The organism is Streptomyces sp. NPDC056161 (assembly GCF_042268025.1).
In the GTDB taxonomy this organism is placed as follows: domain Bacteria; phylum Actinomycetota; class Actinomycetes; order Streptomycetales; family Streptomycetaceae; genus Streptomyces.
On sequence record NZ_JBHJUV010000005.1, the window covers coordinates 139,005 to 158,750 of the forward strand.

The 19,746-nt window shown below is 70.7% G+C and carries 16 protein-coding genes and 1 pseudogene; 8 read left to right on the forward strand and 9 right to left on the reverse strand.

All coding sequences use genetic code 11. From position 1 onward, the window contains the following. Positions 1–45: 45 nt before the first annotated feature. Positions 46–1,791, reverse strand: coding sequence for an oxalyl-CoA decarboxylase (gene oxc / locus ACFC09_RS07035; protein ID WP_376524582.1), 1,746 nt, complete (start codon positions 1,789–1,791; stop codon positions 46–48). 347 nt (positions 1,792–2,138) lie between these two features. Here oxc and ACFC09_RS07040 point away from each other — a divergent pair, with 347 nt between their 5' ends. Then, positions 2,139–3,725 carry a FadD7 family fatty acid--CoA ligase gene (locus tag ACFC09_RS07040; RefSeq protein WP_376524583.1) on the forward strand — a complete coding sequence of 529 codons (1,587 nt, stop codon included), beginning with the start codon at positions 2,139–2,141 and terminating at the stop codon, positions 3,723–3,725. Between the two features lie 43 nt (positions 3,726–3,768). Here ACFC09_RS07040 and ACFC09_RS07045 read toward each other — a convergent pair whose 3' ends face one another. Together ACFC09_RS07045 and ACFC09_RS07050 are read right to left on the reverse strand one after the other, a co-directional pair. Further along, positions 3,769–4,701, reverse strand: a complete 933-nt coding sequence (locus ACFC09_RS07045; RefSeq protein WP_376524585.1) for a LysR family transcriptional regulator — start codon at positions 4,699–4,701, stop codon at positions 3,769–3,771. A 354-nt stretch (positions 4,702–5,055) separates the two neighbouring features. Continuing rightward, complete coding sequence (locus ACFC09_RS07050) at positions 5,056–5,520, reverse strand: MarR family winged helix-turn-helix transcriptional regulator (protein ID WP_376524586.1); 465 nt, start codon at positions 5,518–5,520, stop codon at positions 5,056–5,058. 350 nt (positions 5,521–5,870) lie between these two features. Here ACFC09_RS07050 and ACFC09_RS07055 point away from each other — a divergent pair, with 350 nt between their 5' ends. The 4 genes from ACFC09_RS07055 to ACFC09_RS07070 all read left to right on the forward strand — a co-directional run bounded on the left by ACFC09_RS07055 (position 5,871) and on the right by ACFC09_RS07070 (position 9,625). Next, positions 5,871–6,062 carry a ferredoxin gene (locus ACFC09_RS07055; RefSeq protein ID WP_376524729.1) on the forward strand — a complete coding sequence of 64 codons (192 nt, stop codon included), beginning with the start codon at positions 5,871–5,873 and terminating at the stop codon, positions 6,060–6,062. Between the two features lie 86 nt (positions 6,063–6,148). Next, positions 6,149–7,363 (forward strand): cytochrome P450, encoded by a 1,215-nt coding sequence (locus ACFC09_RS07060; RefSeq protein ID WP_376524588.1) that lies wholly within the window; start codon positions 6,149–6,151, stop codon positions 7,361–7,363. A 382-nt stretch (positions 7,364–7,745) separates the two neighbouring features. After that, positions 7,746–8,957, forward strand: coding sequence for an NAD(P)/FAD-dependent oxidoreductase (locus tag ACFC09_RS07065; RefSeq protein WP_376524589.1), 1,212 nt, complete (start codon positions 7,746–7,748; stop codon positions 8,955–8,957). A 365-nt stretch (positions 8,958–9,322) separates the two neighbouring features. Then, positions 9,323–9,625 (forward strand): hypothetical protein, encoded by a 303-nt coding sequence (locus ACFC09_RS07070; RefSeq protein ID WP_376524590.1) that lies wholly within the window; start codon positions 9,323–9,325, stop codon positions 9,623–9,625. Between the two features lie 29 nt (positions 9,626–9,654). On the opposite strand, the pseudogene ACFC09_RS07075 reads toward ACFC09_RS07070, so the two are convergent. Next, positions 9,655–9,811: pseudogene (locus ACFC09_RS07075) on the reverse strand (peptidase E); the annotation flags it as partial. 322 nt (positions 9,812–10,133) lie between these two features. Between ACFC09_RS07075 and ACFC09_RS07080 the strand changes: the two are divergent. Continuing rightward, positions 10,134–11,498, forward strand: a complete 1,365-nt coding sequence (locus ACFC09_RS07080; protein WP_376524592.1) for an RICIN domain-containing protein — start codon at positions 10,134–10,136, stop codon at positions 11,496–11,498. Positions 11,499–11,575: 77 nt separating this feature from the next. Then, positions 11,576–13,777: an RICIN domain-containing protein gene (locus ACFC09_RS07085; RefSeq protein WP_376524731.1), complete on the forward strand. Its 2,202-nt coding sequence runs from the start codon at positions 11,576–11,578 to the stop codon at positions 13,775–13,777. A gap of 102 nt (positions 13,778–13,879) precedes the next feature. Here the strand turns inward: ACFC09_RS07085 and ACFC09_RS07090 are convergent, their stop codons facing one another. Genes ACFC09_RS07090 through ACFC09_RS07110 form a run of 5 tightly spaced genes read right to left on the reverse strand, consistent with a single transcriptional unit; the run spans position 13,880 to position 19,068 of the window. After that, positions 13,880–14,974, reverse strand: coding sequence for a glycoside hydrolase family 99 protein (locus ACFC09_RS07090; RefSeq protein WP_376524593.1), 1,095 nt, complete (start codon positions 14,972–14,974; stop codon positions 13,880–13,882). Continuing rightward, entirely contained in the window at positions 14,971–15,828 is an 858-nt protein-coding gene (locus ACFC09_RS07095; protein ID WP_376524595.1) for an NAD-dependent epimerase/dehydratase family protein, read from the reverse strand. The genes ACFC09_RS07090 and ACFC09_RS07095 overlap by 4 nt, the downstream gene beginning before the upstream one ends. Further along, positions 15,828–16,706 (reverse strand): carbohydrate ABC transporter permease, encoded by an 879-nt coding sequence (locus ACFC09_RS07100; RefSeq protein ID WP_376524597.1) that lies wholly within the window; start codon positions 16,704–16,706, stop codon positions 15,828–15,830. The genes ACFC09_RS07095 and ACFC09_RS07100 overlap by 1 nt, the downstream gene beginning before the upstream one ends. Beyond that, positions 16,703–17,650 (reverse strand): carbohydrate ABC transporter permease, encoded by a 948-nt coding sequence (locus ACFC09_RS07105; RefSeq protein ID WP_376524599.1) that lies wholly within the window; start codon positions 17,648–17,650, stop codon positions 16,703–16,705. Before ACFC09_RS07105 ends, ACFC09_RS07100 begins: the two co-directional genes overlap by 4 nt. A gap of 26 nt (positions 17,651–17,676) precedes the next feature. Continuing rightward, positions 17,677–19,068, reverse strand: a complete 1,392-nt coding sequence (locus ACFC09_RS07110; protein ID WP_376524600.1) for an ABC transporter substrate-binding protein — start codon at positions 19,066–19,068, stop codon at positions 17,677–17,679. A gap of 158 nt (positions 19,069–19,226) precedes the next feature. Between ACFC09_RS07110 and ACFC09_RS07115 the strand changes: the two genes are divergently transcribed. Then, the coding region (locus ACFC09_RS07115; RefSeq protein WP_376524602.1) for an IclR family transcriptional regulator at positions 19,227–19,746 on the forward strand (520 nt) is incomplete at its 3' end.

Here is a 19,746-nt window from a genome sequence, read left to right on the forward strand (position 1 = left end):
CTTTCTGGTGCGGTCCGCTCGGCGGGGCGTGCGCGGGTCCTGGTGTCAGGCCGCCGGCCGGGCCGTGCTGTCGATTCCCTTGGGGTTCAGGTTGGTCAGGTGGCCGCTCTCGGTGCCGTCCGTGGGGTCGATCACGCAGTCGATGAGGGCCGGTCGGCCGGAGGCGAGGGCTTCGCGCAGCGCGCGGGAGACCTCCGCGGGGGTCGTCGCCCGGTAGCCCCGGCCGCCGAAGGCGTCGATCATCAGGTGGTACCGGGCCCGCAGCGCGGTGGGCGCGGGGTCCGACGTGGTGGAGACGTCGTCGCCGCGGTAGACACCGCTGTTGTTGAGGATGACGGTGACGATGGGCAGGCCGTAGCGGCAGGCGGTCTCCAGCTCCATGCCGCTGAAGCCGAAGGCGCTGTCGCCCTCGACGGCCACGACCGGATCACCGGTCTCGACGGCCGCGGCGATGGCGTATCCCATGCCGATGCCCATGATCCCCCAGGTGCCGCAGTCCAGCCGGTGACGCGGCACCTGCATGTCGAGCACGTTGCGGGCGATGTCGAGCGCGTTGGCACCCTCGTTGACGACGTAGGCACGGGGATGGTCCCGCAGCACCTCGCGGATCGCCTGCAACGCGCCCAGGAACTTCATCGGCTGCGCGGTCCCGGCCGCCTCGATGCGGCCGGACATCTTGGTCACGTTCTGCGCCGAGCGCGCCGCGAGCTGTGTCCGCCACGCCTGAGGGACCGTGATCTGACCCGGCTTGGTCCGCTCGACCAGCAGCTCCATCACCGAAGCCGCGTCTCCGACGAGAGGGGCGGCGATGGGCTGGTTGCCGTCCAGTTCGGTGGGATCGATGTCGATCTGGATGAACTGGACGTCCGGGCTCCACTGCGGCGGTTCGCCGTGGCCGAGGAGCCAGTTCAGGCGCGCGCCGACGAGCAGGACGACGTCGGCCTCGCGCAGGGCGAGCGACCGGGCGGTGGCCACCGACTGCGGGTGGTCGTCGGGAAGCAGGCCCTTGGCCATCGACATCGGCAGGAACGGCAGGCCGTTGCGCTCGACGAATTCCCGGATCGCCTCGTCCGCCTGCGCGTACGCGGCGCCCTTGCCGAGCACCACCAGCGGCCGTTCGGCGTTCGCGAGCAGATCGATCGCGCGATCCACGGCGCTGACCGGCGGGAGCTGGCGCGGCGCCGGGTCGACGATCCGGGGGAGCGACTCGGCGGCCTTGCGCGCGTCGATGACCTCACCGAGCACCGCGGCCGGAAGGTCGAGGTACACCCCTCCGGGACGTCCGGAGACCGCCGTGCGGATCGCACGGGCCAGCCCGCGCCCGATGTCCTCGGCCCGGTCGATCCGGTACGCCGCCTTGACCAGCGGCCGGGCCGTGGCCAACTGGTCGATCTCCTCGTAGTCGCCGCGCCGCAGGTCGATGATGCCGCGCTCGCTGGACCCGGAGATCTGCACCACCGGGAAGCAGTTGGTGGTGGCGTTGGCGAGCGCGACGAGCCCGTTGAGGAATCCCGGGCCGGAGACGGTCAGGCACACCCCCGGCTTGCCGGTCAGGAATCCGGCCGCCGCCGCCGCGTGCCCGGCGTCGCTCTCGTGACGGAAGCCGATGAACCGGATCCCCGACGCCTGGGCGATGCGGGCGAGGTCCGTGACCGGGATGCCGACTACCCCGTACATGGTCTTGATGTCGTGGCGCAGGAGCGCGTCAACGACCAGGTGGTTGCCGTCGGTGAGCTGTTCCGGGGCACGGTCGGAGGTCTGCTGGGTGTGCGGTGCGGGGGCGGTGGTCATGTCGAGACTCCTCATAAGATGCGGGGTCGGTACTCCTTGTGCCGGTTTCGTCCGTTTTGCCCCACTGTTCGGCAGGTCATGCAGTCGTGTCCAAGACCTGTAGGTGACCGGTTGATAAGCGAGAGCTGTCAATAAATCCCGGAGCATCCCGCGCACCCGCGCCACGCTGGATCGATAAGCGCCGTGTGTCAGTCGTTCGCCCCTGCGTATTGGACCCGCGGCACCCGCCTGGCGCAGGCTCGGCGTGAGGCCGTGTCTTCAGCGGAGGCCGGGTCCCGCAGGTGCGGACGTGGCCGCACGGCCCACCGCGACGTCCCCCCGTGACCGGGAGCCAGGAGGTGATGGCCATGGCCTCGTCAGCCACGGCATCCGCAGCTACCACGGCCCTCTACCGGCCCCCCGCGATCACCGGGCTGACCGATCTGATCGCCGGATCCGTCCGGGACCGGCCCGGCGCACCGGCGCTGATCGTCACCGCGGACCACGTCCAGCTGTCCTACGCCGTGCTCGACGGCCTGGCCGCCGACATGGCCGCGCGGCTCGCCGACACGGGGCTGCGGCCCGGGGACCCGGTGGGCCTGGTCTGCGCCAACACCGTCGAATTCGTCGTCGCGCTGCTGGGCGCCGCGCGGGCCGGGCTGGTGACCAGCCCGCTGGATCCGGCGCTTCCCGGGCCGGAGAAGGCCGCGCGGCTGGCCGCGCTGGGCGCACGGGCGCTCCTCACCGGACCCGCCGCCCCCGACGGACCGCGGGAGACACGGGTGCCCGCCTGGCCGGTGCGCGTCCGGGTCCTGCCGTCCGGGACCGCCACAGTGACCCTGGACGCCGCCGAGCGGCCGGCACCGCGCGGCGAGGGAGCGTCCACGGAACTCACCGGCCACGACACCCTCGTCCTGTTCACCGCCGGTACCACCGACCGGGCGAAGATGGTGCCGCTCACCCACGCCAACGTCGTCGCCGGCGTGACCGGCGTCTGTACGACGTATGAGCTGGACCAGGCCGACGGGACGGTGGCGGTGATGCCGCTGTTCCACGGTCACGGGCTGTTCGCGGCGCTCCTGGCCTCCCTCGCGGGCGGCGGACGGGTCCTGCTGCCCGCACGCGGCCGGTTCTCGGCCCACACGTTCTGGGACGACATGCGGGCCGCGCGCGCCACCTGGTACACGGCGGTTCCGACCATCCACCAGATCCTGCTGGCGCGGGCGGCCCAGGAGTACCCGGGCCGGCGGGCGCAGCCGCTGAGGTTCGCGCGCAGTTGCAGTGCCCCGCTCCCCGCGGCCACCGCACGGGCGCTGGAGGACCTGCTCGGCGCGCCGGTGCTGAGCGCGTACGGAATGACCGAGTCCACGCACCAGACGACCAGTGAGCCACTGCCGCGGCACGGTCACCGCAAGGGCGGATCGGTCGGTACGGCGACCGAGGCGGACCTGCGGATCGTCGACACGGACGGACACCCGTGTCCGCCCGGCGAGCCGGGCGAGGTGTGGGTGAGCGGCCCGCCCGTCGCGCGCGGTTACCTCGCCAACCCCGCCGAGACCGCGCACAGCTTCGCCGACGGCTGGTTCCGCACCGGCGACCTGGGCCTGCTCGATCCGGACGGCTGTCTGTACCTCACCGGGCGCATCAAGAACCTCATCAACCGCGGCGGTGAGAAGATCTCGCCGGAGCGCGTCGAGGACGCCCTCGCCGGATGCCCGGGTGTCGCCGAAGCGGCCGTGTTCCCTGTCGCCGACGCCACCTACGGCCAGCGGGTCGGCGCCGCCGTCGTGCTCCGCGAGGGCGAGAACACCGAGCCGGACCGGATCCTGGACCAGTGCCGTGCCCGGCTGGCTCCCTTCGAGATGCCCGAACGGTTGCAGATCGTCGCCGAACTCCCGCACACCCCCAAGGGCGGACTGGACCGCCGGGCCCTGGTGAACCGGTACGCGCACTGACACGTGTCCCGGTACGCGGGCCGACGCCCCGCGCGCGCCCGCTTCACCCGAGGCGGTCCTCGCCGGTCAGCGGCCGGTCGAAGAAGTCGTCGAGCGACAGGCGGGTCGCCACGTTCACGAACGCCCGGGCGATCGGAGACCCGGGGGCCGCCGCATTGATCCCCACCAGGACCTCCGCTCTGGTCTCCGGCTCGACCAGCCGCACGGCCCGCGTCCGGCCGGTCACCGGCATCGCGCGCAGCCAGGTGTGCGGCACGATGCTCGCCCAGTCCCCACCGCCCACGTGCGCGTACAAGGAGGCGACCGAGTCCGTCTCCACCTGGGCGGTGACCTCCACCCCGCTGCTCGCCAGCGCGCCGTCGATGACCTGGCGGATCTTCATGTCCTCCGTGAGCAGCGCGAGCGGCAACTGCGCCGCCTCCGCCCAGGTCATCGTGCGGATGTCGGGTTTCAGCCGGTCCTCGGGGGCCAGCAGCACATAGCGTTCCTCGTACAGCGGTACGGTCAGCAGACCTTCCCGTTCCCCGGGCGGGAACGGCCCGATCGCCGCGTCCAGCTCGAACTCCCGCAGCAGCCGGGCCAGGTCGGTGCTCGGCAGCCGGGAGCAGATGTGCACCTTGGCCAGTGGGTGCGCGGCGCAGAAGGCCGCCACGGGCAGCGCCACGGTGGTCGACGAGGTGGGCTCGGTGCCCAGCCGCAGCGTCCCCGTGACCCCCGACTGGACGGCGGCCACCTCCGCCTTGAACGCGTCGTGCTCGGCGAGGATCCGCTTGGCCCAGACCACCAGCCGCTCCCCTTCCGGGGTCAGGCCCTGGTAGTTGTGGCCACGGTTGATCAGGGTGACGTTCAGTTCCCGCTCCAGCTTGGCGATGGCCGCCGACAGCGCGGGCTGGGACACGTAGCAAGCCTCGGCGGCCCGTGCGAAGTGTTTCTCCCGGGCCACTGCCACGAAGTACTCCAGCTGCCGGAACAACATGTGCGGGACCTCCCTGCCTGGGGCGGTGGCCGTCGGTGAAGCGGATGCCATCAATCCGGCCATCCCTCCCCATCATCCTGCGGGTACGGGCAGGTCGACGCGGTGGACATCCCGCGGCGGACTCCGGGCCGCGTGCGAACGTCCCCCGGCGGCTTCCTCCGCTCGCTTTGCGTGATCGGTCGATGGCGGATCGTCCGGAATCGTCCGGGACCGGGCGGGGTGGAGAACCGGCTGCGGCGCGCGCTGCCGAATGACGTGGTTCCGGCCCGGCGGCGCGCGGTCCCGGACCATCATCTGGCCTGACCTGACCTGACCTGCGTCGGACTCGATCGTCGGGGTGTCGGATCCGATCGCTTAGGAGGTGTGGACGAAGTCGGCGATGGTGCGGATCACGGCCGCCGCGCTGCGCAGTTCCTCCCCGGAGAAGTCCTTCAGCGCCTCGGCGAGCCACTGCTCGCCCGCCGCCTGGATGCGGACGACCGCTTCTCGGCCCTCCGCGGTGGCCTCCGCGAGCCGGGCGCGCTGGTCGCCCGGCTCACGGACGGTGGCGACCAGGCCCTGTTCCTCCAGCCTGCGGACCTCCCTGGTGATGTGCGGGGCCTTCACCATGAGCGCGTCGGCGAGTTCGCCCAGACGCAGCGGCGACGGCGAGGCCGCCAGCACCCGCAGTACGGCCAGGGATGCCCGGTCGACCGGAACGCCTGCCTGTCGGCGCAGCCGGGCATGAGCACGATTTCCGGTCATCGTGTACGCCAGCGTGGCCAAGGCGGCGTACAGGTCGTCGAGAGGCGTCGTGTCGGTGGTTTTCGAGGGCTCCACGTTCAGATGATGCCGCACGGCACCCGATCCGGGGCCCGGCATTCGGCATCGGAGCTCCCGGGACCGAGACCGGCGCCCCTCGCTGTCGGCATCCCCACCCACGTCCCGCGCGGGTGGGGGAGGGGCGGTGGCGCGCCGGTGCCGACCGGAGTCCCGTCGTCTATCGCCACGGTGCGCGATGTTCCGTCCCGGTTGCCGCTTGCGAATGTCCGGAAACATTCGCTCTCGCGCCTCGCCGACGGATGTCCGGAAACGCCCGGTGCCTGGCCGGGGCGTGTGGTTGTAACGTCCCCGGCGTCGAGTTACTTTCGTTAAGTAATGCATTGTGCATCGATTTGGAGGAGATCACCGTGAAGGTCGCCGTGGACGGTGCGAAGTGCTGCGCAGCAGGCCAGTGCGTGCTGGTCGCCCCGCAGGTCTTCGACCAGCGGGACGAGGACGGAGTCGTGGTGCTCCTAGAGGCCGAGCCGGCCGACGAGATGCACGCGGCCGTCGAGGAGGCGGCCCAGGTCTGCCCCGCGGCGGCGATCACGCTGTCCTGACACCCGCCAGGAGGTGCTGAACACCGCTCGCCATCGAGTCGTTCGCCGCGAGCAACCGCTCGTCGCCACACCGAGGAGGGAATCACATGACCGAGACGCCCACCGCCCCCAACGCCTATACCGAACGCCGCGCGTCAGGCTGCCCCTTCGACCCGCCCCCCAACCGGTCACGGCTGCTCAAGGAGGAGCCGGTCTCCCGTACCAGCCTGTGGAACGGTGCGACGGCCTGGCTGGTGACCCGGCACACGGACCAGGTCGCGCTCCTGCGCGACCAGCGGATCAGTGCCGACAACCGCAACTCCGGCTACCCGAGCATCAGTCCCGCCGCGGAGGCCACCCGCCTGCACAACCAGACGTTCCTGACCATGGACGAGCCCGAACACAGTGAACAGCGCCGCAGGTTCACCGGCGACTTCTCGGTCAAGCGCGTCGCGGCCCTGCGGCCGCGCATCGAGGCGATCGTCGCCGAACTGCTGGACGCGATGGAGAAGGCCGGGCCGCCGGCCGACCTGGTCTCGGCGTTCGCGCTGCCGCTCCCGTCACTGGTCATCTGCGAACTCCTCGGCGTCCCCTACGAGGACCACGAATTCTTCCAGCGGGCCAGCGCCGTCATGATCGACACCCGGAGCAGTCCGCAAGCGGCCCTGGCCGCCTCCCAGGAGATGGTCGACTACCTCGGCGACCTGGTGGAGGCGAAGGAGAAGAATCCCGGCACCGACCTGCTCAGCCGGATCGCCGTGCAGTATCTGCGCACCGGCATCAGCGACCGCGACGAGTGCGCCAAGCAGGCGCGGCTGCTGCTGGTCGCGGGCCACGAGACGACGGCCAACATGATCGCGCTGGGCACCTGCGCCCTGTTGCAGCATCCCGACCAGCTCGCCGCGGTCCGGGACGCGGGCCCCGACCGGGTGGCCGGAGCGGTGGAGGAACTGCTGCGCTATCTGACCATCGTGCACTCGGGACGGCGGCGCGTCGCCCTGGCCGACATCGAGCTGGACGGGCACACCATCCACGCGGGCGAGGGAGTGATCCTCGCCAACGACGTCGCCAACCGGGACCCGGAGATCTTCGAGGATCCCGACCGGCTCGACATCGACCGCCAGGCCAGGCGGCACCTCGCCTTCGGTTCCGGCCCGCACCAGTGCCTCGGCCAGAACCTCGCGCGGCTGGAACTGCAGATCGCCTATCCCGCCCTGCTCCGCCGCTTCCCGGGACTGCGACTGGACCGGTCGCTGTCGGAGATCCCCTTCCGCGACGACATGGCCGTCTACGGCGTCTACGAGCTGCCCGTCGCCTGGTGAGCAGCGCCGGTGGCCCGCGCCGACGGGATCGGCCGGCCCGCGTGGGCGGCTGGCACCCGTCCGCGGGGGCCGGACCCGCCCGCCCCCGGCGCGGGGCACCGAATCCCGCCGGCCGATCGTTCCCGTACGACCGCTGAACCAAAGAACGGCATCGCGGTACGACCGGTGAACCAAAGAACGGCGTCCCGGTACGACCGACGTCCCGGAGCGACCGGCGAGCCGGCGACCACGGCCGTACCGTCCCCAGTCGAAGGAGCACACATGTCGATCGACGCCGAGCGCACGGAGCGACGCGGAGCTGACCGGACCGGGCTCGCGCGCGGCCGGACGCGCAGGCCGGAGCGGATCGCCGGCCGTTCGGCGTCCGACAGGGAGGTGTGAGATGACCGGACCCGCGCAGGTGGTCGTCGTCGGTGCCTCGGCCGCCGGACTGGCCACCGTGGAAGGGCTGCGCAGGCGGGGCTTCACCGGCCGGCTGACGCTCATCGGTGAGGAGGCCGACGTTCCCTACGACCGTCCGCCGCTGTCCAAGCAGGTGCTCTCCGGAGCCTGGGAACCCGAACGGCTCCGGCTGCGCCCGCCCGAGGCGCTTTCGGCGCTCGACCTGGACCTGCGGCTCGGGCAGCGGGCGGTGGCACTGGACACCGGGCGGCGCCAGGTCGTGCTGGCCGGCGGTGAGCGGGTCGGCTACGACCAGGCGGTCGTGGCCACCGGAGTCCGCGCGCGCCGCCTGCCGGGTGCCGGGGCGTGCGAGGGCGTGCACGTGCTGCGCACGCTGCGGGACGCCCTGGACCTGCGTGCCGCCCTGGGCGTCGGCCGACGACTGGTCGTCGTGGGCGGCGGCTTCATCGGCGCCGAGGTGGCCGCGGTGGCCAGGCAGGCGGGCTGCGAGGTCACCCTGGTCACCGACACCGCGGTACCCATGGGCACCGCCCTGGGCACGGAAGTCGGCGGCATGCTCGCCGAGGTGCACGCCGAGCGCGGGGTGCGGATCGCGACCGGTTCCGTGGTCGAAGGGGTGCTGGCACGGGACGGCCGGGCCACCGGGGTACGGCTCGCCGACGGCCGGACGCTCGACGCCGACGCCCTGCTGGTCGGCATCGGGGCGCGTCCCAACGTGGAGTGGCTCGCGGACAGCGGGCTGCCGACCGGTGACGGTGTGGAGTGCGACGCCACGCTGTACGCCGGCAACGGCGTCTGGGCCGCCGGTGACGTCGCCTCATGGCCGGACGGGGCGACCGGGCGGCGGCTGCGCGTCGAGCACCGTACCAACGCGGGTGAGCAGGGACTCGCCGTGGCCCGCAACATCCTCGCGGGCCCTGGCGCGGCCACCGCGTTCACCACCGTGCCCTACGTCTGGTCGGACCAGTACGACCTGAAGATCCAGATCCATGGACAGACCAGGGGCGCCGACGAGTTCCGCGTGGTGGACGGCGGCCTGGCCGAACGCCGGTTCACCGCGCTGTACGGTGCGAAAGGACAGGTCTGCGCGGCCGTGGGGGTCAACATGACCAAGCCGCTGCGCGCGCTCCGTGCCCTGGTGGCCGCCCGCACCCCGTGGCCCGACGTAGCCGACGCCCTCCCCTCCCACTGAGGTCCGGGCCTGCCGTCACCGGGCGGCGCGAGGCGCCGTGGGGCCCCTCGGCACCTCCCGGAACGGCCTGAGCCGGATCCTGTTCGCGGTGGACGGAGTGACCGCGGCGGTCCGTGGTGACAGCCCGCTCGGCGGCCGGTCCTTCGCGGTGACCGAACTCCGGTAGATCTCCTGTCAGACCACCCGGGTGAACGGCGTCACGGTGAACGGCGTCGCGCTGAACCCGAAGCTGCCGCAGCTCGGCTCCGGCACACGTAGCTGGTGGCTGTCCACACTGGGCCTGGGCGAGAGCGGCGTGGGCGCCTGTGTCTCCAACTCCGCCCAGGAGAACGACGGGACCGGCCTCACCGGCCCAGCGCGACATCATGCCGTTCGCCCTCTCCGGCTATCTCGCCCAGGTGAACCGGGTGGAGCCGGACACCCACGGCGACGCCGTGCTGCTGCCGCTGGACGGCATGGAACCGATCAGCTCGGCGGGCACGTTCAACACACGGTTCCCGCACACCCGGCAGGCATACGTGGTCGTCGAGACCGCGCGCCTCGGACACAGCGACATCAGTGGAGCGTTCGTCGGGCCGACGCCGTACCTGTGCGGCGACCCCTCCGTCGTCGCGCTCTACGGCTTCGGGGAGGTGAGCGACTGCGGCACGGTCGTGGCGACCGGCTGACACACTTCTCCCGACAGCCGCCGGGTCTCACCGACCGTGAAGAGGACACCGACACCGTCCTCCGACGCCCGCCCACCCCGCGGGAAGCACACCGGTGGCCACGGCCGTCCGGCACGAGGAACGGCGGCCCGGTTCGCTGTCGTGGTGCGGGCAGACCGAACCCGGCAACAAGCCCAGACCGACGGGCCCAGACCGACGGGCCCAAACCCTCCGGCAGAGACGTGAGCGGTCCGAAGGAGCCGGCGGGTGCCCTGAACGACGCCCGGTGGCCGACGCCCTCCGCAAGGCACGTCTCACGCCAGGTCCCCGCACGCGCTCCCCTCTGGTGTTCAACTCATTGCGGATTCGGGCGATTGTGGGCCCGGTCGCGCTTCACCTCTTGACGATGCTGGTCCGGACCTTTAGCTTCACGCCTTAAACAAAGTCCACGGAATGCGCTCAACGCCCTTGAGTCGCAGGGGTGTTGGGACCGCGCTCCGCCATCTTCGCGTGAAAGGCCAAACCCCCAATGGCCAGACCACTGCCCGCGATCGTGTCCCTCGCCGCTCTCACCCTCTCCGCCGGCCTCCTGACGGCCGCCCCCGCCCAGGCCGCCACCGGCACCATCACCGGCCTCGGGGGCAAGTGCCTCGACGTCGCCGGCGCCAGTTCGGCCGACGGCACGGCCGTCCAGCTCTACGACTGCAACGGCACCGCCGCCCAACAGTGGACGGTCGGCTCCGACGGCACCATCCGCGCCCTCGGCAAGTGCCTGGACGTCACCGGCAATTCGACCGCCAACGGAGCCAAGGCACAGCTGTGGTCCTGCGGCGGCGGCGCGAACCAGAAGTGGACCGTCACCGCCGCGCACGACATCGTCAACCCGCAGGCCGACAAGTGCCTGGACGTCACCGACAACTCGTCGGCCAACGGTGCCCGCGCCCAGATCTGGTCCTGCACCGGTGCCGCCAACCAGAAGTGGACCGCACCCGCCGCCGACGGCGGCGGCACCCCCCCGACGGCCGCCCCCATGGCCGTGGCGCCGTACCTCTACAACGGCTGGGGCAGCCCGCCCAGCCCGACCACGATCACCAACGCCACCGGCGTCAAGTGGTTCACGCTCGCCTTTGTCCTCAGCAACGGTTACTGCAACCCCCAGTGGGACGGCGGCCGGCCGCTGACCGGCGGAGTCGACCAGCAGACCGTCAACACCGTGCGCGCGAACGGCGGCGACATCATTCCCTCCTTCGGCGGCTACAGCGGCAACAAGCTGGAGAGTTCCTGCTCCAGCGCGGGAGAACTCGCCGCCGCCTACCAGAAGGTGATCAACGCCTACGGTCTGAAGGCCATCGACATCGACATCGAGGCCGACGCCTACAGCAACCCGACCGTCCAGCAGCGCACGGTCGACGCGCTGAAGACCGTGAAGGCCAACAACCCGGGCCTGAAGGTGTACATCACCATCGGCACCGGACAGAGCGGCCCCGACACCAGCCTGATCAACCGGGCCGCCTCCTCCGGCCTGACCACCGACGGCTGGGCCATCATGCCCTTCGACTTCGGCGGCGCCGGCCAGAACATGGGCAACCTCACCGTGCAGGCCGCCGAAGGTCTCAAGAACGCGCTGAAGAACGCCTACGGCTACACCGACGACCAGGCGTACCGAGACATGGGCATCTCCTCGATGAACGGCATCACCGACAACAACGAGACGGTGACGGTGGCCGACTTCCGTACCATCCTCGCCTACGCGCAGCAGCACCACCTGGCCCGCCTGACCTTCTGGTCCGCCAACCGGGACCGCCCGTGCACCGGCGGCCCCGCCGACAGCTGCTCCGGCGTCAGCCAGTCCGCCTGGGACTACACACGCGTCTTCGCCGCCTACACCGGCTGACAGAAGCCCCCACCATCGGCCGACCTGTTCGGCAAGGAGGATACGTGTTCCGACTTCCGCGCTCCGCCACCAGACCCCTGGCCGCAAGCCTGGTCACAGTGGCGGCCGCGTCCTTCCTCTCGGTCGCTCCGTCGAGCGCGGCGACCACCGGGTCCGCGGCGACCACTGGGTCGGCCGCGGCCTCCGCGGCCGCCGCCCTGCCCACCGACTGGGCCACCGTCGTGAACGCGGCCGGCGGCAAGTGTCTCGACGCCAGGGCCGCCGGCACCGCCAACGGCACGGCGGTGCAGCAGTACACCTGCAACGGCTCCACCGCCCAGCAGTGGAGTTTCACCGCGACCAGCGACGGCTACGTCCGCATCAACAACCGCAACGACGCCGCCCAGAGCGTGGACGTGACCGACGTGTCCACGGCCGACAACGCCCCGATCCAGCTGTGGACCTACGGCGGCGGCGCCAACCAGCAGTGGCTCCCGGTCGACGAGGGCGGCGGCGCCTACCACTTCGTCAACCGGGGCAGCGGCAAGTGCCTGGACGATCCGGGTGCCTCGACCGCCGACAGCGTGCAGTACGTGCAGTACACCTGCAACGGCACCGCCGCCCAGCGCTTCCAGGTGGCCCCCGTGACAGCTCCGCCCTCGGACGGTGTGGACCTCGGTCCGAACGTGGTCGTCTTCGACCCGTCCATGTCGTCCGCCACCATCCAGAGCCGGCTGAACTCGATCTTCCAGCAACAGCAGACCAACCAGTTCGGCTCCCAGCGCTACGCCGTCATGTTCAAGCCGGGCACCTACAGCGCCGACGTCAACGTCGGCTTCTACACCCAGGTGCTCGGACTCGGCCTGACGCCCGACGCGGTGACCGTCAACGGCGCGGTGCACGCCGAGGCCGACTGGTTCCAGGGCAACGCCACCCAGAACTTCTGGCGTGGCACCGAGAACCTGTCCGTCAACCCGACCGGCGGCAGCGACCGCTGGGCGGTCTCGCAGGCGGCGTCGTACCGCCGGATGCACCTGCGCGGCAACCTCGCGCTGGACGACGGCGGCTGGTCCAGCGGCGGCTACCTCGCCGACAGCAAGATCGACGGCCAGGTCAACTCGGGCAGCCAGCAGCAGTGGCTGACCCGCAACTCGCAGCTGGGCAGCTGGACCGGGTCCAACTGGAACATGGTCTTCGTCGGCAGCCAGGGCGTGCCCGCCACCAGCTTCCCCAGCCCGCCGTACACGACGGTCGCGCAGAGCCCGGTCACCCGGGAGAAGCCCTTCCTGTACGTGGACGCGTCCGGCAACTACCAGGTGTTCGTCCCGGCGCTGCGCACCAACTCCACCGCGACCAGCTGGGCGAGCGGAAGTCCGGCGGGCAGTTCGCTGTCCCTGGACTCCTTCTACGTCGTGAAGCAGGGCTCCACCGCCGCGCAGATCAACACCGCCCTGGCCGCGGGCAAGAACCTCCTGGTCACCCCGGGTGTCTACCACCTCGACCAGACTCTGAACGTGACCCGCCCCGACACGGTCGTGCTCGGCCTCGGTCTCGCCACGTTCGTGCCCGACAACGGCGTCACTGCGATGAAGGTCGCGGACGTCGACGGCGTGAAGATCGCCGGTGTCCTCTTCGACGCGGGCACCACCAACTCCTCCACGCTGGTCGAGATCGGCCCGGCCGGCTCCTCGGCCTCGCACGCGGCGAACCCGACCTCCCTGCACGACGTGTACTTCCGCGTCGGCGGCGCGGGCGTCGGCAAGGCGACCACCAGCCTCGTCGTCAACAGCGACAACGTCATCGGCGACCACATGTGGATCTGGCGCGCCGACCACGGCAGCGGCGTCGGCTGGAACACCAACACCGGGGACACCGGAATAGTCGTCAACGGCGACGACGTCACGATGTACGGCCTGTTCGTCGAACACTTCCAGAAGTACCAGACCGTCTGGAACGGCAACGGCGGCCGGACCTACTTCTTCCAGAACGAGATGCCCTACGACCCGCCCAACCAGGCGGCCTGGATGAACGGCTCCACCCAGGGCTACGCCGCCTACAAGGTGGCCGACTCCGTCACCAGCCACCAGGCGTACGGCCTCGGCAGCTACTGCTACTTCAACGTCAACCCGAGCGTGACCGCGGCACACGCCATCGAGGCACCGAACAACGCGAACGTGCGCTTCACCAGCATGGTGACGGTCTCCCTCGGCGGTACGGGCACCATCAGCCACGTCATCAACAACACCGGAGGCCCGTCCAACTCCGGCAGCAACGTCGCGAACCTCAGAAGCTATCCATAACCGGCCGATGGCCGGGCCGGCGGGACTGGTCCGGCCCGCCGGTGTCCTGATCGGCGTGGCGGGGGCCCGCTCTGTGCGGGTCCCCGCCGTGCCGGAGCGCCGTCAGCCGCGCCGCCGTGCGCGGGCGGCCTCGAAACGGGCGACCCAGTACGCCGTGCGGTCCAGGTAGGCCGTCTGCGCGTGGACGCCCTTGCGGCCGTAGGCACCCTCGTACGAGAGATAGTCGAGGGAACCGGGGGCGTCGGCCGTGGCCGGCTCGATCTGGGTGCCCTCGTGCCACTCGTTGAACGAGGTGATGCTCACCCAGTCCGGCACGGCGTCCTCGTGCCCGCTGGCCAGGGCGTACTCCCACTCCAGGTCATAGGTCCGCCCCTGCGCGCGGTCCAGGGTGGGCGTCGTGTTCCCGGGGACGGCCCGGTCGTCGAGGTAGCCCGGGCCGAGCGAAGGCGCCCACACCATGCCCCGCTCCGCGCAGAACGCAGCGACCTGCGTCCAGTCCGGCTTGTTGGCCGTGGCGATCGCGTCGTACGTGTACACACCGCCGAAGTCGCCGATCCGGGTGAGGTCCCAGGTCTGGGCCATCACGATCGCCCGGTCCTCGACCTCGTGCAGCGGAGACCAGTCCACGGTCAGCAGACTGTTGAAGACGTAATAGGCGCAGCGGTTCCCGTGGTCCGCGGCGCGGTGGAACGCCGGGTGGTCGCCGTACCGCTCGGTGAGATAGCGGATGTCGGAGACGACCGACGTGGCGTCGCGCCCCTGGTACGGCTCGATGTGCCAGGCCACCTGGAGACCCGCGGCGGCCGCGGCGTCCAGGACCACGGGCGCCATCCGGTCCTCGTAACTGCCCTGCCCCCACCAGCTGCTGACCAGGACACCGGTGCCCGCCTGCCGCAGCCAGCGCATGTGCCGGGCGACGGCTCCCCGGCGGTCACCGGAGTCGTAGGCGCCGAGCAGCGGGTAGTAGTTGGAGCTGATCTCGTCGGGCGGGGTCAGCGCGCCCTGCTGCCAGTGGCGCCACTGCCCGTACACCTGGGGCGAGCCGTACCACGGGTAGTAGAAGATGTGTGCGCGCGGGGACACCTTGCTCGGGCCGGCGGCCGACGCGGTGCCGGTGCCGGCCGCGACGGCGGCCGTCGCCGCGGCGCCGGCGGCGATGAAGCCGCGCCGGGACAGGTGTCTGTGATGTGCGGTCATCCGGGTCGATCTCCTTGGTCGGAGGGACGGGAGTGGCGCGGGGTGAAACCGAGCAGATCCGCGCAGGTCTTCGTGTCGATCAGGGACGCGCGGCCGGGCAGCGGCGCGAACGCCGGTACGCCCGGGTGGTGTCGCTGGAGCAGCTCGGAGGTGGGCAGCGGGGAGGAGGTGTCGGGCGCCGCGACATTGAGGACGTGGCAGCCGGTGATGTCGGCCTCCACGGCACGGCGGATCACGGCCGCGGCGTCCCGGGTGTCCAGCCAGCCCCACAGGTCGTGCCGGTGGGCGCCCGGATCGGCGGCGACCTCGGCCAACTGCTGCGCGAGCCGCTGCCCGGTCCCGGTGAAGGGGAACCGCAGGCACACGATGTCCGTGCCCCACCGCAGACGGGTGCTGCGGGCCGTCTCCTCCAGGACCACCTTGGACAGGCCGTACGGGTCGCGAACGAGGAGCGGGTGGTCCTCGTCGAGGGGCACGTACTGCGGTGAGACGGGCACCGGCGACCAGGCGAGCCCGACTGCCGCGAGGCTGGACGCCGCCACGATCCGGTGCGCGCCCGCCCGTCCGGCCTCGTCCAGCACCCGGTGTGCGGTGAGGCAGTTGGTGGCGAACAGGGTGCTGGGGTCGCCGGCGTTGGGGTGGGGGATCGCCCCGAGGTGGACGACGGCGTCCGCGCCGGCCACCGCCTTGCGCACCAGCTCGGCGTCCTGAAGGTCGCCGACGAGCACCTGTGCGGTGGCCGGGGCGTCGAACGGCACGCGGTCCGTGAGGGTCAACTCATGTCCCGCGGCGGCCAGTTCACGGGTCGTGAATCCCCCGATGTGCCCCGCGGCACCGGTGACGAGGACACGCATCAGCCCTTCACCGCCCCCACCAGGCCGTTGACGAAGTACTTCTGGAGGCACAGGAAGAGGAGGATGACGGGGACCACGACGATGAGGGCACCGGCCATCAGGTTGTTGTAGTGCGGCACGTTCTCCGAGGAGAGCGACTGCAGACCGATCGGCAGGGTGTAGGTGGACGGGTCGTTGAGGGACACCCGGGTCAGCAGGAACTCGTTCCACGTGGGAATCGCCGTCAGCAGCGCGACGGTGATCAACGCGGGGCGCACGAGCGGTAGATAGACGAATGCGAAGATCCGCAGCTCGCCGGCGCCGTCGACCCGGGCCGAGTCCCGCAGCTCCCCGGGCACCGCGGTGAACGCACCCGTCATCAACAGGATCGAGAGCGGCGCACCCCCGTTCACGAAGGGCAGCACGAGCCCCCAGTGCGTGCCGAGGATGCCCATCTTGTTCTCCAGGAGCACGATCGGCAGCATCACCGTGATGCCCGGGACGAACAGCAGCGAGACGAACAGCTTCTGCAGCGCGCCGCGCCCCGGGAAACGCAGTACCGCGAAGGCGTATCCGGCGGCGGAGTAGAACGCCACCGTCAGCACGACCGTGTACAGCGTCACGAGGAGGCTGTTGACGAAGAAGTCGAAGAAGTGCAGTTCGTTCCAGGTGTCGATCAGCGTCTGGAACGTGGGGTGGTGCGGGATCAGATGCCCACCGCTGATCACCTCGACCTGGTCCTTGAAAGCCGCCGACACCATCCACAGGAACGGGTACAGGCTGACCAGCGCGTACAGGGCGAGCAGCAGGCCCACGACGACCCGGGCCAGGGCCCGGCCGGACGGCGGTCGCAGGGCGGGGCGGCCCGCACGGGGACGGGCCGTCGATATCGATGTCATGTCTTGCTCCGCAGCGCTCGCAGGTTGATCAGGGCGAGGACGAGGGCGACCGCGAACAGCAGCCAGCCCAGGGCGCTGGCCAGGCCCAGGGTGGGGGAGAGGTTCTTCAGGAAGGCCAGGCGGTACGCCTCAAGACCCAGCACGTTGGTGTGGTCGCCCGGCCCTCCGTTGGTCATCACGAGGAAGGTCTGGAACCCCTGGAGCGCCTCGCGCAGATTCAGCAGCACGACGATCGCCGTGATCGGCCGGACCAGCGGCCACACCACGGACGCATTGGTCCGCCACCAGCCGGCGCCGTCCAGTTCGGCGGCCTCCAGCACACTGCGGTCGATGCCCTGCAACCCGGTCAGGTACAGCAGCATCGCCACGGGCACGTGTCCCCACACGAGGACGACGATCATGGTGGGCATGGCCGTGGAGGGGTTGCCCAGCCATCCCTGCGGCTGCTGAAGCGAGCCCAGACCCAGGCCGCTGAGCAGGCTGTTGATGGCGCCGTCCGGCTGCAGGATGTACTGCCAGGCGAAGAACACCGCGACGCCGCTGGTGACGTACGGCAGGAAGTACACCGAGCGCAGCACGCTCTGGAACCGCTTGACCTGGTTGAGCAGGACCGCGAGCGGGAAGGACGCGATGACCGTCAGGGCGGGAGCCGCCAGCATCACCCAGAAGGTGTTGACGGCGGCCTGCCGCAGCCGTGGCGCGTACACGGGGTCGTGCCACAGCAGGTCCTTGTAGTTGCCGAGGCCGACCCATTCCCAGTTCGGGGCGAAGCCGTTCCATTTGGCGAAGGACAGGACGAAGCCGTAGCCGACGGTGTAAAGGCCCATCACCAGGAACAGGACGACGGCCGGCGCGACGAACAGATAGCCCGTGAGCGCCTCGTACCTGCGATCCCTGCGCCGCCGGGGTGCGTTCCCGGGAGCCGCGGCGCGGCCCTTCGCCACTCTCGCGGGGAGTGTGGGCTGGACCGTCACTGGCCGGCTGCCTTCCAGTACGACTGGTTCAGCTCGCTGATCTTGCGCGCGGTGTCCTCGACGGAGGCGCGCTTGAGCGGGGTCAGGTCGGCGAGGATGTCGCCGACGTCGTTCTGCTCGTAACCGGGGGCCTGGATGTCCTGGTTGAGGTTGGCGTCGTAGGTGGTCTCAGGCGTGCCCTTGAAGGTCTGGAACATGGAGTCGAGCGTCGGGCCGAGCGCCTTCGCGGAGTCGGCGCCGAGGTCGGTGGCGGGCAGGTCGGTGGCGTCGGTCGCGAACTGGGCCGCGACCTGCTTCTCGGAGAGGAACTCCATCCATTTCTTGGCGTTCTCCGGCTGCTTGCTCGCCGAGTTGAGCGTCATACCGGTCAGGGCCATCGGCGCGAGCGACAGGTCGGTGACCGCGCCGTTCTTGGGGGCGGGCAGACCGAAGGCGTAGACGTCGTCCGGCTTCATGCCGTTCTGCTGGAGGAAGGCGAGCGTGAACGTGCCGCCGACGTCGAACGCGGCCTTGCCCTGGGCGAAGGTCTGGTCCGCCTGGTCGACGTCGAGGGACTGGGTGCCGGGCGTCCAGTACGGGGTCAGCTGGTCGTACAGGGAGAGCGCCTTGACGCCGTTCGGCGAACCGAAGTCGGAACTCCTGTCCTTGCCGAAGAGGTTGTCGTAACCCTCCTTGCCCAACTGCGCGAAGGCGAGCGGCTGGAGGATCCAGTTCAGGCCGGGTCCTCTGGCCTTCAGACCGGTGGTCAGGCCGCCGTTCCTGGGGTCCTTCGCCGTCGTCGCCTTGAGGGCGGCGAGCAGGTCCTCCCACGTCTTCGGGGCCTCCTTGATCCCGGCATCGGCCAGCTTCTGCTTGTTGGCGTAGACGATGCCGAACGTGCCGATGGTCAGCGGGACGCTGTACCGCGCGCCCTTCTCGATGCCGTTGTCCGTGGACTTCGAACTGCGCGACTTCTCGTAGCGCTCGGGGGTGACGAGGCCGGAGTCGTGCACGGAGGACTGGATCCGGTCGAGCCAGGCGCCCTTGTAGTCGTCCTTGAGGTCCGCGGCGATGCCGGACGCGCCGAGCACACGGTCCTCGCCGTCGGAGTGCACCTCCAGGACATCGGGCAGGTCGCCGGTCTTCGCGGCGCTCTGCACCTTGGTCATGTATGCCTCTTCGGGCGTGAACGCCTCGACGCTCACGGAGATCCCGGTCTCCTTCTTGAACTCCTTGGCGGCGTTGCGCAGCGCCTGGACGTGGGACTGCTTGAAGGTCCACATCTCCAGGCTCTTGGAGTCCGATCCTCCGGAGCCGCTGCCGCCGCAGGCTGTCAGCGAGGTGAGCGACAGGGTGGCGGCCACGGCGGTGGCGACGTACTTGACCGTACGGGAAGCTGATATACGCATGAGCCCCTACCTAGGGTCGACCGTTCAGAAGGCCGAATGGCGTTGGAGTGACTGAACTTAGGCTCGCCTTGATATAGCGTCAAGACGCAGGGTGGGATTAGGTGTCGGGTGAAGGTCCAGTCGGCATCTGGGTGGCAAGCGGAGGGGCAGTGGAATCGGTGACGGATACCGCGCGGGAACGCAAGGGTGACGAGGTCAAGTCGGCGGCCCGGGTGCTGGAGGTTCTGGAACTGCTCGGGCAGGACGGCGCCCGTCTCTCGCTCGCCGAGATGGCGAGCGCGATGGCCGTGCCCAAAAGCAGCCTGCACGCGGTCCTGCGCACCATGCACGGGCGGCGCTGGGTGGACGTCGATCCCTCCGGCACGCGCTACAGCCTCGGTCTCAAAGCCCTGCTCACCGGCACCGCCTACCTGGCGGGCGACGACGTGGCGAGCCTGGCCGGGCCGGTCCTCGACACCCTTGCCGAGGAGACCGGCGAGGCCGTGCATCTCGGCAGGCTCGACGGCACGCACATCGTCTACCTGGCCAAACGCGAGTCGCGGCACGCGCTGCGGATGTACTCGGCGGTGGGGCGGGGGGGGGCGGGCCCCCCCCCCCCCCGGGGGCAAGGGGGGGTGTACCACCGCGGCCCCCCCCCGGGGGGGCCCCGGGGCACCAGGGCCCGGGGGAAAAAGAGCC